Source organism: Bacillus sp. HY001 (assembly GCF_007558965.1).
Taxonomy (GTDB): Bacteria; Bacillota; Bacilli; order Bacillales; family Bacillaceae_G; genus Bacillus_A; species Bacillus_A mobilis.
In genome coordinates this window covers 193606-207268 of sequence record NZ_VLTE01000028.1, presented here as the reverse complement: position 1 = coordinate 207268, position 13663 = coordinate 193606, and the positions used below count along the sequence as shown (strand labels likewise).

At 35.2% G+C, this 13663-nt stretch carries 13 protein-coding genes and 1 pseudogene; 11 read left to right on the top strand and 3 right to left on the bottom strand.

The window, feature by feature from the left end:
- Window positions 1-351: RNA-guided endonuclease TnpB family protein (locus tag FOT98_RS14720; RefSeq protein ID WP_144291079.1), on the top strand; the 351-nt coding region annotated here is incomplete at its 5' end.
- Window positions 352-551: 200 nt separating this feature from the next.
- Here FOT98_RS14720 and FOT98_RS14715 read toward each other — a convergent pair.
- Window positions 552-833, bottom strand: a complete 282-nt coding sequence (locus tag FOT98_RS14715; protein ID WP_063261139.1) for a hypothetical protein — start codon at window positions 831-833, stop codon at window positions 552-554.
- 237 nt (window positions 834-1070) lie between these two features.
- Here FOT98_RS14715 and FOT98_RS14710 point away from each other — a divergent pair, with 237 nt between their 5' ends.
- The 8 genes and pseudogenes from FOT98_RS14710 to FOT98_RS14680 all read left to right on the top strand — a co-directional run bounded on the left by FOT98_RS14710 (window position 1071) and on the right by FOT98_RS14680 (window position 10723).
- On the top strand, window positions 1071-2216 hold the full coding sequence (locus FOT98_RS14710; RefSeq protein ID WP_063261138.1) for an MFS transporter: 1146 nt from the start codon (window positions 1071-1073) through the stop codon (window positions 2214-2216).
- Window positions 2217-2231: 15 nt separating this feature from the next.
- Window positions 2232-2457, top strand: a pseudogene (locus FOT98_RS32930) (HesB/YadR/YfhF family protein).
- Between the two features lie 414 nt (window positions 2458-2871).
- Complete coding sequence (mmgD, locus tag FOT98_RS14705) at window positions 2872-3993, top strand: citrate synthase (RefSeq protein WP_063261137.1); 1122 nt, start codon at window positions 2872-2874, stop codon at window positions 3991-3993.
- A 98-nt stretch (window positions 3994-4091) separates the two neighbouring features.
- Window positions 4092-5528, top strand: a complete 1437-nt coding sequence (gene prpD, locus FOT98_RS14700; protein WP_063261136.1) for a 2-methylcitrate dehydratase — start codon at window positions 4092-4094, stop codon at window positions 5526-5528.
- Window positions 5529-5546: 18 nt separating this feature from the next.
- A complete protein-coding gene (gene prpB, locus FOT98_RS14695; RefSeq protein ID WP_063261135.1) occupies window positions 5547-6455 on the top strand; it encodes a methylisocitrate lyase in 909 nt (302 codons plus the stop codon).
- 154 nt (window positions 6456-6609) lie between these two features.
- Complete coding sequence (locus FOT98_RS14690; protein ID WP_063261134.1) at window positions 6610-8319, top strand: acyl-CoA dehydrogenase family protein; 1710 nt, start codon at window positions 6610-6612, stop codon at window positions 8317-8319.
- A 16-nt stretch (window positions 8320-8335) separates the two neighbouring features.
- On the top strand, window positions 8336-9226 hold the full coding sequence (locus FOT98_RS14685; RefSeq protein ID WP_063261133.1) for an NAD(P)-dependent oxidoreductase: 891 nt from the start codon (window positions 8336-8338) through the stop codon (window positions 9224-9226).
- 36 nt (window positions 9227-9262) lie between these two features.
- Window positions 9263-10723, top strand: coding sequence for a CoA-acylating methylmalonate-semialdehyde dehydrogenase (locus tag FOT98_RS14680; protein WP_000633351.1), 1461 nt, complete (start codon window positions 9263-9265; stop codon window positions 10721-10723).
- Between the two features lie 70 nt (window positions 10724-10793).
- Here FOT98_RS14680 and FOT98_RS14675 read toward each other — a convergent pair whose 3' ends face one another.
- Together FOT98_RS14675 and FOT98_RS14670 are read right to left on the bottom strand one after the other, a co-directional pair.
- Window positions 10794-11426, bottom strand: a complete 633-nt coding sequence (locus FOT98_RS14675; RefSeq protein WP_061679130.1) for a LysE family translocator — start codon at window positions 11424-11426, stop codon at window positions 10794-10796.
- Between the two features lie 172 nt (window positions 11427-11598).
- On the bottom strand, window positions 11599-12654 hold the full coding sequence (locus FOT98_RS14670; protein WP_063261132.1) for an enoyl-CoA hydratase/isomerase family protein: 1056 nt from the start codon (window positions 12652-12654) through the stop codon (window positions 11599-11601).
- A gap of 316 nt (window positions 12655-12970) precedes the next feature.
- On the opposite strand from FOT98_RS14670, the gene FOT98_RS14665 reads away from it, so the two are divergent.
- Window positions 12971-13228 carry a hypothetical protein gene (locus FOT98_RS14665; protein WP_001119406.1) on the top strand — a complete coding sequence of 86 codons (258 nt, stop codon included), beginning with the start codon at window positions 12971-12973 and terminating at the stop codon, window positions 13226-13228.
- Between the two features lie 184 nt (window positions 13229-13412).
- Entirely contained in the window at window positions 13413-13652 is a 240-nt protein-coding gene (locus FOT98_RS14660; RefSeq protein ID WP_000667347.1) for a DUF2584 family protein, read from the top strand.
- Window positions 13653-13663: the final 11 nt, after the last annotated feature.

The following is a 13663-nucleotide window of genomic DNA, read 5'->3' as shown; positions in this document are numbered from 1 at the left end:
ATCAAAAACCACGATGTTATCGGTATAGAAGATTTGCAAGTATCGAATATGTTAAAAAATCATAAGTTAGCAAAAGCGATTAGTGAAGTATCTTGGTCGCAATTTAGAACGTTGCTAGAATACAAGGCAAAATGGTATGGAAAACAAGTCATTCCGGTATCTAAAACATTTTCTTCAAGCCAATTATGTTCTTGTTGTGGGTATCAAAATAAAGACGTTAAGAATCTAAATCTTCGTGAATGGGATTGTCCTGAGTGCGATAGTCATCACGACAGAGATATTAACGCAAGTATCAATCTTAAAAATGAAGCTTTAAGGCTTCTAACCGTAGGAACTACGGGGATAGCCTAATGAATTAGAAGCCACTAGGCTTCTGTATTTAGGAATCTCCCACTTCAAACAGTCCGTAAGGACGTTAAGTGGTGAGTAGTTCAATAACAGTGTATTTATATTTATAGATTACATAAAAAGTCGAATTCCGAGTTACTAGGAATTCGACTTTTTGTATAATGAAAATAAATTGACATATTATTTTCGCTAAAATGATGCATTTAGATGTTAAAGGTACCATAGAAATTTTGAAAATAAATAGAAGGGAAATGATAAAAAATTTGAGCCTGAGGTAGTGGAGGATAACTTTGGCTATGAAAGGTGGTACTACTTGGATGTGTGCCATGATGCCAAAATGATGGGGTAGCCTGACCGGGAATTTGATATTGTTGCCAAGTTGCGGGAAGTTCAATTCCTACATCGGAGCTAGCTGTATGAACGGCTGGAACGTGTATCCCAGGAGTCGAAGGAACGACGACTGTTACTCTTGAAGATACCCACATAAAATAATCACTCCTAAGTTGTGATAATAAAGTAGTATATTCTTTTCACACATATAAAGGTACATATAGATAGGACTTTAGGCTAAGGTATACGTATTAAGTTGTAAGACCAATTGAAATGGGTAGTGGACCATTTATTATAAAAAGATACGTCTATTTACGGAGGGAAAAGGGATTAAGAAAATGTAAAATGGAGGTGTTAATAGCAAGAACATACGTATTTATGGAGGAATTTTAATGGAACGATTATGGACGAAATCATTTATTCAAATGACTTTCGCAATGTTATTTTTATTTACAGGATTTTATTTACTAGTTCCAACGCTCCCGCTCTTTATTAAAGAGATAGGTGGCAATGAATCACAAGTTGGACTCATGATGGGAATGTTCACAATAGCCGCAGTTGTAATACGACCGATTATCGGAGGAATGTTAGATCAATATGGTAGAAGATCTTTTATTATTTTCGGACTCATCTTTTTTGGGATAACGATGTATTCTTATAATTTAGCGTCGACAATTGTCCTTTTAGCTGTTTTGCGGGTTATTCATGGGGTGACATGGGCTGTTTCTACAACAGCTGTTGGAACAGCGATAACTGATATTATTCCAGATTCACGCCGTGGTGAAGGGATGGGGTGGTACGGGATGGCTATGACAATTGCAATGGCAATCGGCCCAATGATTGGATTATCGGTTGTACAACATTATTCATTTCACGGCCTATTCTTGTTAGCGACTCTTTTATCCTTTATGGCAGTTCTATTATCGTTCATGACGAAAATGCCATTCACACCTCAAAAAGAAAAAGGGAAAATGCAGTTGTTTGAAAAATCAGTTCTAACAATTACGATTGTTGTTTTCTTTTTATCATTTGCATATGGAGGGATTACGACATTTCTACCGCTATTTGCATCGTCAATTGATGTGAATCCTGGGACATTCTTTTTTGTATATGCAGTTGCTTTAACAATTGTACGACCAATTTCAGGAAAACTATTAGATAAGTATGGTGAAGTATTTATCATACTCCCGGCACTATGCATTACTATTATCGCAATAGTTGTATTAACACTTTCAAATAGTTTAATGGGTGTAATTATCGCCGCTGTATTATACGGTGTTGGATTCGGTTCAGCACAGCCGGCATTGCAAGCAGCGATGATTACAATTGTTGATCCGAGTAAAAGAGGAGTTGCTAACGCTTCGTTCTTTACTGCATTTGATCTAGGGATTGGACTTGGTGCGATTTTACTTGGAGTTGTTTCGCAAATGTTTGGTTACCGTATTTTATTTGCAGGTAGTGCAATTTCAGGGTTACTTGCTTTAATTATTTTTGTTGTTTTTGTAAAACAGCGATTAGGTAAAAAAGAATTTGCGTAAACGGAAGTAACAAGGATGAAAATTTCAATTGAACGTAACGATTTGCAATGGTTAAAGGATAATATATTAATAGTTCAATTCAGCCTGACTATTCTTTAGAGATAGTTTCTGAGAAATCAGATGGGGAAATCGTATCAGTTGAGAAAGAATACATTCTATTTTAGGGGATGTTTATAATCTTTAGTACTTTAAAAACTATCATATAGTTGAATCTTACTATGAGGAAACGAAAGAAATTTAATTTAATTATGTAAAATAATAACTTTTTTAAAAATAAATAAGTTTTATATAAGAATTATATTGATGAGATAGTGAAATAAATTTCATGTAGAAACGAGTTGTATATGTATACAACTCGTTTTTTTTATTTTCTTAAAAAAATCGGGTGAATGATATATTCTGTAGGATTTTCTGAGTCATCTTTATATTTTATTTTAATAAGACACGCAAAGAAGTCTGTCCTTTCTTTATAAAATATGAAAATTATTTTTGAAAAATTGTATTGTTACATCGGTAAAAGTATAGGAAACTTATCATTATAAAATAAATTGAAATCTTCTAAAAACTCTGATACATTGAAATAGAAATGTAGTTCCACAGTATTGTAAAGGCTTACAGTTATGTGCACGAAGATCTATTAGGATTGGAGGAAATAATGATGAAAGCTGAAGAAAAATTTTCCCCGGGATTAGATGGTATAGTGGCAGCGGAAACGAAAATCTCGTTTCTTGACACAGTGAAAGGTGAAATTGTAATTCAAGGGTATGATTTAATCGAACTCTCAAAAACAAAAGAGTATTTAGACATTGTGCACCTTTTATTGGAAGAACATCTACCAAATGAGGATGAAAAAGTAAAACTTGAAAAGAAATTAAAAGAAGAATACGCGGTACCAGAAGGTGTATTCAACGTATTAAAAGCATTACCGAAAGAAACGCACCCGATGGATGGATTGCGTACAGGTGTGTCCGCATTAGCTGGTTACGATAATGATATCGAAAACCGCTCTTTAGAGGTAAACAAAAGCCGCGGGTACAAATTATTGAGTAAAGTACCAAACATTGTAGCGAATAGCTATCATATTTTAAATAATGAAGACCCAATCGAACCTCTTAAAGAATTATCATATAGTGCGAATTTCTTCTATATGTTAACAGGTAAAAAACCAACTGAACTTGAGGAGAAGATCTTTGATCGTTCCCTTGTTTTATATAGTGAACATGAAATGCCAAACTCTACATTTACAGCGCGCGTTATTGCATCAACGCAATCCGACTTATATGGTGCTTTAACAGGTGCAGTTGCATCTTTAAAAGGTAGCTTACACGGCGGTGCAAACGAAGCGGTTATGTACATGCTTTTAGAAGCTGGTAATGTTGAGAAATTTGAAGAGTTGTTACAGAAGAAACTATATAACAAAGAAAAAATTATGGGCTTTGGACATCGTGTGTATATGAAGAAGATGGATCCAAGAGCACTGATGATGAAGGAAGCTTTAAAGCAATTATGTGATGTAAAAGGTGATTATACACTATATGAAATGTGTGAAGCTGGAGAAAAGATTATGGAGAAGGAAAAAGGAATTTATCCAAATCTTGATTATTATGCAGCACCAGTATATTGGATGCTTGGTATCCCAATTCAACTTTACACACCAATCTTCTTTAGCTCTAGAACAGTGGGACTATGTGCGCACGTAATTGAGCAACATGCGAACAATCGATTGTTCCGTCCACGTGTAAATTATATTGGCGAACGACATGTACTTAGTAAATAAGAACAACTGGGGAGTTGTTTGCGCCGCCCGCCAGATGGGTGTTTGACCGACACCCATCATTAATAATAACGAATTTTCGACAGAAAGGGAAGAATAGCATGATTAAAACAAATGAAATTAAACAAAAAGATGCATTATTAGAAGAAATTGCGGATTATGTATTAAATAAAGAGGTAACTAGTGCAGAAGCATTCAGTACTGCTCGTTACGTCTTACTTGATACGCTTGGATGCGGAATTTTAGCATTACAATATCCAGAATGTACGAAATTACTAGGACCAGTTGTACCAGGAACAATCGTGCCAAATGGTACACGTGTACCAGGTACGTCATATGTACTTGATCCAGTGAAAGGTGCATTTAATATCGGATGTATGATCCGTTGGTTAGACTATAACGATACTTGGCTTGCAGCAGAGTGGGGACATCCATCTGATAACTTAGGCGGAATTTTAGCAGTTGCAGATTATATTAGCCGTGTTCGTATCTCAGAAGGAAAAGAACCATTAAAAGTACGTGAAGTATTAGAAATGATGATTAAAGCACATGAAATTCAAGGTGTACTTGCTTTAGAAAACAGCTTAAACCGTGTTGGTCTTGACCACGTATTATATGTAAAAGTAGCAACAACTGCTGTAGTTGCAAAAATGCTTGGTGGAACACGTGAAGAAATCTTTAATGCATTATCACATGCATGGATTGATAATTCTAGTCTTCGTACATATCGTCATGCGCCAAATACGGGCTCACGTAAATCATGGGCAGCAGGTGATGCAACAAGCCGCGGTGTTCATCTTGCGATGACTGCTCTAAAAGGTGAAATGGGTTATCCAACAGCTTTATCTGCACCAGGCTGGGGATTCCAAGATGTATTATTTAATAAACAAGAATTAAAGTTAGCGAGACCATTAGAGTCATATGTAATGGAAAATGTATTATTTAAAGTTTCATATCCAGCAGAGTTCCATGCACAAACGGCTGCAGAGTGTGCTGTGAAATTACATCCAGAAATTAAAGAAAGATTAGAAGAAATTGATCGTATTACAATTACAACTCATGAATCAGCAATCCGTATTATTGATAAAGAAGGTCCATTAAATAACCCAGCTGATCGTGATCATTGCTTACAATACATTACGGCAATTGGTTTATTAAAAGGAGATATCGTTGCGGACGATTATGAGGATGCAGTAGCAAATGATCCACGTGTAGATGAATTACGTAATAAGATGGTTGTTGTTGAAAACAAACAGTACAGTTTAGATTACCTTGACCCGAACAAGCGCTCAATCGCCAACGCTGTTCAAGTCCATTTCAAAGATGGCACTGTAACAGAAAACGTGGAATGTGAATATCCACTTGGTCACCGTTTCCGTAGAGACGAAGCAATTCCAAAAGTTGTTCAAAAATTCACTGCAAATATGGCAGGTCATTATTCTAGTAAGCAACAAGAACAAATTCATGAAGCTTGTTTAAATGAAGAGAAACTAGAAAATATGAATGTAAACGAATTTGTAGATCTATTCTTAAATTAATAATAGGGGGAATTTAGAATGGCTTGGGTTGTGAATAAACAGTCAACACAAGAGGAGCTTGCGAATCGCTTCCGAGCTTTAGTAGAAGCAAATGAAATTTTGCAAATTCCAGGTGCTCATGATGCAATGGCAGCTTTAGTTGCGAGAAATACAGGATTTTCAGCTCTTTATTTATCAGGAGCTGCTTATACTGCAAGTAAAGGACTACCTGATTTAGGAATCGTGACGTCTACTGAAGTAGCAGAGCGAGCAAGAGATCTAGTAAGAGCTACAGACTTACCAGTTCTTGTTGATATTGATACAGGATTTGGCGGTGTCCTAAACGTAGCGAGAACAGCGGTAGAAATGGTAGAAGCGAAAGTGGCAGCTGTTCAAATTGAAGATCAACAATTACCAAAGAAATGTGGACATTTAAATGGTAAGAAACTTGTTACGACAGAAGAATTAGTTCAAAAGATTAAAGCGATTAAAGAAGTTGCACCAAGCTTATATATTGTGGCACGTACAGATGCTCGCGGTGTAGAAGGCTTAGATGAAGCAATCGATAGAGCGAACGCCTATGTAAAAGCAGGTGCAGATGCGATATTCCCTGAAGCACTTCAATCAGAAGAAGAGTTCCGTCTATTTAATAGTAAAGTAAATGCACCTTTACTTGCGAATATGACTGAGTTCGGAAAAACGCCATATTATAGTGCAGAGGAATTTGCAAATATGGGCTTCCAAATGGTTATTTATCCTGTAACTTCACTTCGCGTTGCAGCGAAAGCATATGAGAATGTGTTTACTTTAATTAAGGAAACAGGTTCTCAAAAAGATGCACTTTCAAGTATGCAAACGAGAAGTGAGTTATATGAAACAATTTCATATCATGACTTTGAAGAATTAGATACTGGAATTGCAAAAACAGTATTATCAGAGGATCAATAGATAAAACAACTAAGGCGATGAGAATACATCTTTGGCAAAACGAACTGCTTGATGTGAAAATTCATCGCCTTCTGTTTTCAAAAATAAGATATTCCACTCATCGTAGACGAGCATATGAAGTAGAAAATAAAGCCGAAATGATAGGGGGATTCAGATGGAGAAAACGAAGTTACCGTGGGATGAATTTTTTTCACTTAATAAAGATGTGAATCATACTTTCTTTACGCCAGAAGATTTTTCAGGAGATGAAGATTTAATCGCAAAAACGACAGAACAATTCGTTAAACAAGAAATTGTTCCACAAATGGAGAATATTGAACAACATAACTATAAAGTATCTCGTCAACTATTTGAGAAAGCTGGAGAACTTGGGTTATTAAGTATCGAGGTCCCAGAAGAGTACGGTGGATTTGAGTTAGGAAAGGCAGTTTCAGGGCTTGTAGCAGAAAAAATGGGATACGCTGGTGCATTTAGCGTTTCATTTAATATACACGCAGGTGTAGGTACATTGCCTTACATATATTACGGAACGAAAGAACAAAAAGAAAAATATTTGCCGAAAATTGCATCAGGAGAATGGATTGGAGCTTATGCTCTAACTGAGCCGAATGCTGGTTCTGATGCTTTAAGTGCAAAAACGAGTGCAGTATTAAATGACGATGGTACTGCTTGGAAGTTGAATGGTGAGAAGCAATGGATTACAAATGCTCATATGGCAGATGTATACGTTGTTTTTGCGAAGACAAATAAAGGAATGACAGCGTTTATTGTCGAAAGAACATGTGAAGGTGTATCCATTGGACTAGAAGAAAAGAAAATGGGGATTAAAGGCTCATCAACCGCTACTCTTATTTTAGAAGATGTTGTCATCCCTGCAGAAAATGTTTTAGGGGAAGTTGGGAAAGGGCATCATGTAGCTCTTAATATTCTTAACTTCGCTAGACTTAAGCTTGCTTTTGGAAATATTGGAACAGCAAAACAAGCAATTGGTTTGTCGGTTCAATATGGAAAAGAGCGAAAACAGTTCCAAACGGAATTAGTAGATTTTACGATGATTCAAGAGAAAATTGCAAATATGATCATTGCTACATATGGTGCAGAAAGTGCAGCTTATCGTACAGCGGGTGTAATTGATGAAGCAATTCATGAGAGTGATGAAGATCTTATGAAGAAAATGTCTCAATTTGCAATTGAATGTGCACTTAATAAAGTAAATGCTTCTGAAACACTAGGCCATATCGTAGATGAAGCTGTACAAATCCATGGTGGTTACGGTTATATGCAAGAGTACGAGGTAGAACGATTATATCGTGATGCTAGAATTAGTCGTATTTTTGAAGGAACGAACGAAATTAATAGGTTAACAGTTGCCAAAATGTTAATGAAGCAAATGGAACAAATTGAGGATACAGAAGTAGAGATTGATGTAGCAAATGTCGAAAGAAACCATCGTTACATTTTATTAGCGAAAAAATTGTTGAAACAATCTTTGAAAACGCTCTCTAAAACTCCAGGATTAAAAATTGATCAAGAGCAAGAATATTCACGTGTATTATCAAATATGTTAACGGACGTGTACGTCATGGAATCAGCATTTTTACGTACGAGTAAAGCCGTTAGTAAAAATGGTGAAGAGAAAGAGCGTACGAAACAAATGATAACTGACGTTATTTGTGAAGAAGGCTATCGCAAAGTAGAAGAAGCGGCGATTTCTATACTTTCAGCGGCTGTCACAGAAGAACAAGATAGACACGTGATTTTAACTGAAATTCGTCAATTATTAGTGCCTTTATACACGAACGTATTTACAAAAAAGAGAGAAATTGCGAAAGCTATTATAAATCGCGGAAAGTATATTGTGTAAATAGGAGGAAAGCGATATGAAAAAGATTGGTTTTATCGGTTTAGGTAACATGGGTCTTCCGATGTCTAAAAATTTAGTTAAATCAAGTTACACAGTGTATGGCGTGGATTTAAATAAAGAGGCTGAAGCTTCCTTTGAAAAAGAAGGAGGAATTATTGGCTTATCAATTTCAAAACTAGCAGAAACATGCGATGTGATTTTTACAAGTTTACCTTCACCTCGCGCTGTTGAAGCGGTATATTTTGGCGAAGAAGGATTATTTGAAAATAGTCACTCGAATGTAGTTTTAATTGATACAAGTACTGTATCTCCACAGTTAAACAAACAGTTAGAGGAAGCTGCGAAGGAAAAGAAAGTAGACTTTTTAGCAGCACCTGTTAGTGGTGGGGTAATTGGAGCTGAAAACCGTACATTAACGTTTATGGTTGGTGGATCAAAAGAGGTATATGACAAAACAGAATCTATCATGGGCGTACTAGGCGCGAACATTTTCCATGTCAGTGAGCAGATTGATAGTGGTACAACTGTTAAATTAATTAATAACCTATTAATTGGTTTTTATACAGCTGGCGTAAGTGAAGCTTTAACATTAGCGAAAAAGAATAATATGGATTTAGATAAAATGTTTGATATTTTAAATGTAAGTTACGGTCAAAGTAGAATTTATGAGCGCAATTATAAAAGTTTCATTGCATCAGAAAACTACGAGCCAGGCTTTACTGTGAATTTATTAAAGAAAGATTTAGGATTTGCAGTAGATTTAGCGAAAGAAAGCGAACTTCACTTACCAGTTAGCGAAATGCTATTAAATGTATATGAAGCAGCAAGTGAAGCTGGGTACGGTGAAAATGATATGGCAGCTTTATATAAGAAAGTAAGTGAACAGTTAATTTCTAATCAAAAATAATAGACTTAAATACATCATAAAAAAGGAGAGAATATAATGATTACAACTGAAATTAAACGAGTAAAAAATCATATTAATGGTGAGTGGGTAGAATCTACTGGTACAGAAGTAGAAGCAGTTCCAAATCCGGCGACTGGAAAAATTATCGCTTACGTTCCGCTATCTCCGAAAGAAGATGTTGAAAAAGCTGTTGAAGCGGCAAAAGCAGCATACGAAACATGGTCTAAAGTACCAGTTCCGAATCGTTCAAGACAATTGTATAAATATTTACAGCTTTTACAAGAAAACAAAGAAGAGCTTGCTAAAATCATTACGCTAGAAAATGGTAAAACATTAACGGATGCAACTGGTGAAGTACAGCGTGGTATTGAAGCGGTAGAACTTGCAACATCAGCACCAAATTTAATGATGGGACAAGCTCTTCCGAATATTGCTAGTGGCATTGATGGATCGATTTGGCGTTATCCAATTGGAGTTGTTGCGGGTATTACACCGTTTAATTTCCCAATGATGATTCCATTATGGATGTTCCCACTTGCAATTGCTTGCGGTAATACGTTCGTATTAAAAACATCTGAAAGAACGCCACTTTTAGCAGAGCGACTTGTAGAGTTATTCTATGAAGCTGGTTTTCCAAAAGGAGTATTAAATTTAGTACAAGGCGGAAAAGATGTTGTAAATAGCATTTTAGAAAATAAAGATATTCAAGCTGTTTCGTTCGTTGGATCTGAGCCGGTAGCTCGTTACGTATATGAAACAGGTACGAAACACGGGAAACGTGTACAAGCGTTAGCTGGTGCGAAAAACCATGCGATTGTAATGCCAGATTGCAATCTTGAGAAAACAGTGCAAGGTGTAATTGGATCTGCATTCGCAAGTAGTGGAGAGCGCTGCATGGCATGTTCAGTAGTAGCGGTAGTAGATGAAATTGCTGATGAATTCATCGACGTACTAGTAGCAGAGACGAAGAAGTTAAAAGTAGGTGATGGTTTCCACGAAGATAATTATGTTGGACCATTAATTCGTGAATCTCATAAAGAGCGTGTACTAGGCTATATTAATAGCGGTGTAGCAGATGGAGCAACTTTATTAGTAGATGGCCGTAAAATTAAGGAAGAAGTTGGAGAAGGTTACTTTGTAGGTGCGACAATCTTTGATGGTGTAAATCAAGAAATGAAAATTTGGCAAGATGAAATCTTTGCTCCAGTATTAAGCATTGTAAGAGTTAAAGATTTAGAAGAAGGTATTAAACTGACAAATCAATCTAAATTTGCAAATGGTGCGGTTATTTATACGTCAAATGGTAAGCATGCACAAACGTTCCGTGATAACATCGATGCTGGTATGATCGGTGTAAACGTAAACGTTCCAGCACCAATGGCATTCTTCGCATTTGCAGGAAATAAAGCTTCATTCTTTGGAGATTTAGGTACAAATGGTACAGATGGTGTACAATTCTATACACGTAAAAAAGTTGTAACTGAGCGCTGGTTTTAATAAATAGTAGACAGCCAGATCAGTTATTAAATGAAAACCACCACTAGGAATAGTGGTGGTTTTCATTTTGTTAATTATTTTTTTCAAAAGCTAGTTTAATACCAAAACCAATTAAGACGATTCCCGTTAACCCTTGAATATAACGTTGCGTCTTCGGTTTTTTCATAAAAGCACTAATTTTATCAATTAAAAATATATAAAAAGCGAACCAAATAACTGTTAAAACGAGGTAAGTAAGGCCCATTACGAGAAGCTGGATAAACGTATTATGATTTGGATTTAAAAATTGCGGTAAAAAGGTTAAAAAGAAGACTGCAACTTTAGGGTTTAATAAATTTGTAAGAAACCCTTGGCGAAAGCAAGAAGTGTGTTCGTTTTCGTTATGCAAAGGTAAATCGTTCGTATCGACACTTTCTTTGTTTCTTACTGCTAAAAGGGCTTTAATACCAATATAAATTAAATATAGAGCTCCAACGTACTTGAAAATAGAGAATAAAAGAGCTGACTTTACAATAAGTGCGGATAGTCCGATTACTGCTGCTAACGTATGAATCAAAAGTGCAATACATGTGCCGAACACGGTTTTTACTCCACCCATCTTACCGGCAACTAATGTGTTTTTCGTGGCCATTGCAGTATCAGGACCAGGTAAAATAATAAGACAAATAGACATAATGATGAAAAGAAAAAAATTTTCAATCATAGTCGCTCCTCCTTTTTTATTTTTAGAATATTTGATTAAAAATAGTGTAGCACATATTTCGATTTAATAAAATTAAATTTTATTAAAAATTATTAAATAGGAAAGAGGCTATATAGTCGCGTAATGACACGACTATATAGCCTCAGTTTAATCCTGTATATACGGGGATGATTTATGCATTAAGTAAGTTAAAGAATCGATTTACATCTTCTTCTGAAACATCACTTAACTGCTTATATTTATAATTCGGATTTTGATCTTTATCAACGACAACAGAGCGTACTCCTTCGAAGAAATCCGCATGTCTCATGAAATTTTTAGCAAGTACAAGGTCGGTAGCGAAACATTCTTCAACCGACTTATCTTGGCCATCAATAAACTGTTTTAATGTTACTTTTAACGAAATAGGTGATTTTGATAATAGCGTTTCTTTCGTTTCTAAAGCAAAGGCACTTGGATCTTTCTCCAATGAATAGATGATCTCTTCAATTGTATCGAAAGCAAAATGTGAAGTAATTTCTTCTAATGAAGGAGCAAGCTCGCTTTCTAAGTTTGGAGCAGTTGCAAATGTACGAATGACTTCTTTTAAATTAGTATGTACATCATCTTCTTTATGCCAATTTATACTTTCCAGTTCAGTAAGGAAATTTGGTAATGAATCAGATGTCATAAAGTAATCAGCAGCGTTTATGAATAAAACGTCAGCAGCTTTTAAAATAGATGCCGTTAAAGCAACATAGCGGCCAGCAAACCCTGGAGCTTTATTTAAGAAATAAGCAGCACCAACGTCCGGGAAGAAGCCGATATTCATCTCGGGCATTGCCCATTTCGTACGCTCAGTTACAATTCGATATTTCGCACCATTTGTAAGACCGACACCTCCGCCCATTACAATTCCATCTAAACAAGCGATGATTGGTTTTTTATATTGATAAATATATGTATCAATTTCATACTCTTCTTCAAAAAAACGTTCCGCATGCTGTAATGCAGCTTCATTTGAACGTGCTTCATAAAGAGTTTTAATGTCACCGCCTGCACAAAAACCTTTTGTGCCAGCTCCTTTTAAAACGATAAGCGCAATTCGCTCGTCATTTTCCCATTCTTTCAGTTTTTGCCCAATTGGTTGTAACATGTCATAAGATAAAGAATTAAGTGCTTTTGGGCGGTTTAAAGTAATTGATGCAACTCCGTTTTCACTAACAGAAAATAAAACGTGTTCAGTCATAATTCATCCTCCCTTACATATCTTCTTATTCTTAATTCTTGATACGTACTGAAATGTCCTTTATAAACTTTGTCTAAAGTTGGCGATACATGTTAATTTGCCAAATGCATATTTTGACGAGTTATATTTGCAGGATTTCGGAGGTTGACAATGAATATTACAACATTACTGTAATTGTAATTATTTGAAGTTATCATGATAAACACGCTATTATATAGGTGTAAATTGTACATAATCACCTTAAAAAGGGTATTTGAAATGATTATGATAAAAGAAATATTGCTTTTTATTAGAAATAGAGAAAGGAGAAATCGGAATGCCAGGACCTTTACTGTTGTCGGTGATTATTTTGTCTTCTTTAATGATAGGGATAACTCAGTTTTTTCATCATACAGATACGACAGAGGAAGTGAAGGATAAAGTACGTCTCGTATTTCCGATTTTTATCATATCTATTTCTTTTTGTATTTTATTAAATAAGGATGGGTACATTGTCGCTGTATTTTCATTTTTTGTAGCGATTGTTTTAATTACAGTTTTATATTATGTAATGAAAGACTTTATACAAAAATAAAGATGTCCCATGAGACATTTTTATTTTTGAAACAAATAAAATTTCACATACCGTATTATATGTTAAAAATAAAAAGCATATAGCGATAGAAAAGTATGTACTTTACCGTGTATTTACTTGTCAATCTTGCATAGCCAATATACTATTAATAGTGTAGAGATTAGAAAAAGGGGTTGTATCTATCATGAAATTTGAGATGCACACAAAAATTATTTCAAATGAAAAAGAAGTAAGGTTACATATAGAAGAAAACATATTTCAATTAAAATTGGATGGTTATCACTTATTTACAGTTCAAGAAATATTACCTTTATATAAATCAAATGAAGAAAGAATTGGTAGCGCAATGATACAAAAGTTAGAGTGGGAGAACGGAAAAACTACTATAAACTATCAACTCGTATCACTAAAATCAGTAAATTAAAAGGAGCAGGA

Excerpts from the sequence above, each read along its gene's own strand:
- FOT98_RS14715 (WP_063261139.1), bottom strand. The coding sequence starts at position 833 with ATGTGGGTATCTTCAAGAGTAACAGTCGTCGTTCCTTCGACTCCTGGG.
- FOT98_RS14710 (WP_063261138.1), top strand. The coding sequence starts at position 1,071 with ATGGAACGATTATGGACGAAATCATTTATTCAAATGACTTTCGCAATG.
- mmgD (WP_063261137.1), top strand. The coding sequence starts at position 2,872 with ATGATGAAAGCTGAAGAAAAATTTTCCCCGGGATTAGATGGTATAGTG.
- prpD (WP_063261136.1), top strand. The coding sequence starts at position 4,092 with ATGATTAAAACAAATGAAATTAAACAAAAAGATGCATTATTAGAAGAA.
- prpB (WP_063261135.1), top strand. The coding sequence starts at position 5,547 with ATGGCTTGGGTTGTGAATAAACAGTCAACACAAGAGGAGCTTGCGAAT.
- FOT98_RS14690 (WP_063261134.1), top strand. The coding sequence starts at position 6,610 with ATGGAGAAAACGAAGTTACCGTGGGATGAATTTTTTTCACTTAATAAA.
- FOT98_RS14685 (WP_063261133.1), top strand. The coding sequence starts at position 8,336 with ATGAAAAAGATTGGTTTTATCGGTTTAGGTAACATGGGTCTTCCGATG.
- FOT98_RS14680 (WP_000633351.1), top strand. The coding sequence starts at position 9,263 with ATGATTACAACTGAAATTAAACGAGTAAAAAATCATATTAATGGTGAG.
- FOT98_RS14675 (WP_061679130.1), bottom strand. The coding sequence starts at position 11,426 with ATGATTGAAAATTTTTTTCTTTTCATCATTATGTCTATTTGTCTTATT.
- FOT98_RS14670 (WP_063261132.1), bottom strand. The coding sequence starts at position 12,654 with ATGACTGAACACGTTTTATTTTCTGTTAGTGAAAACGGAGTTGCATCA.
- FOT98_RS14665 (WP_001119406.1), top strand. The coding sequence starts at position 12,971 with ATGCCAGGACCTTTACTGTTGTCGGTGATTATTTTGTCTTCTTTAATG.
- FOT98_RS14660 (WP_000667347.1), top strand. The coding sequence starts at position 13,413 with ATGAAATTTGAGATGCACACAAAAATTATTTCAAATGAAAAAGAAGTA.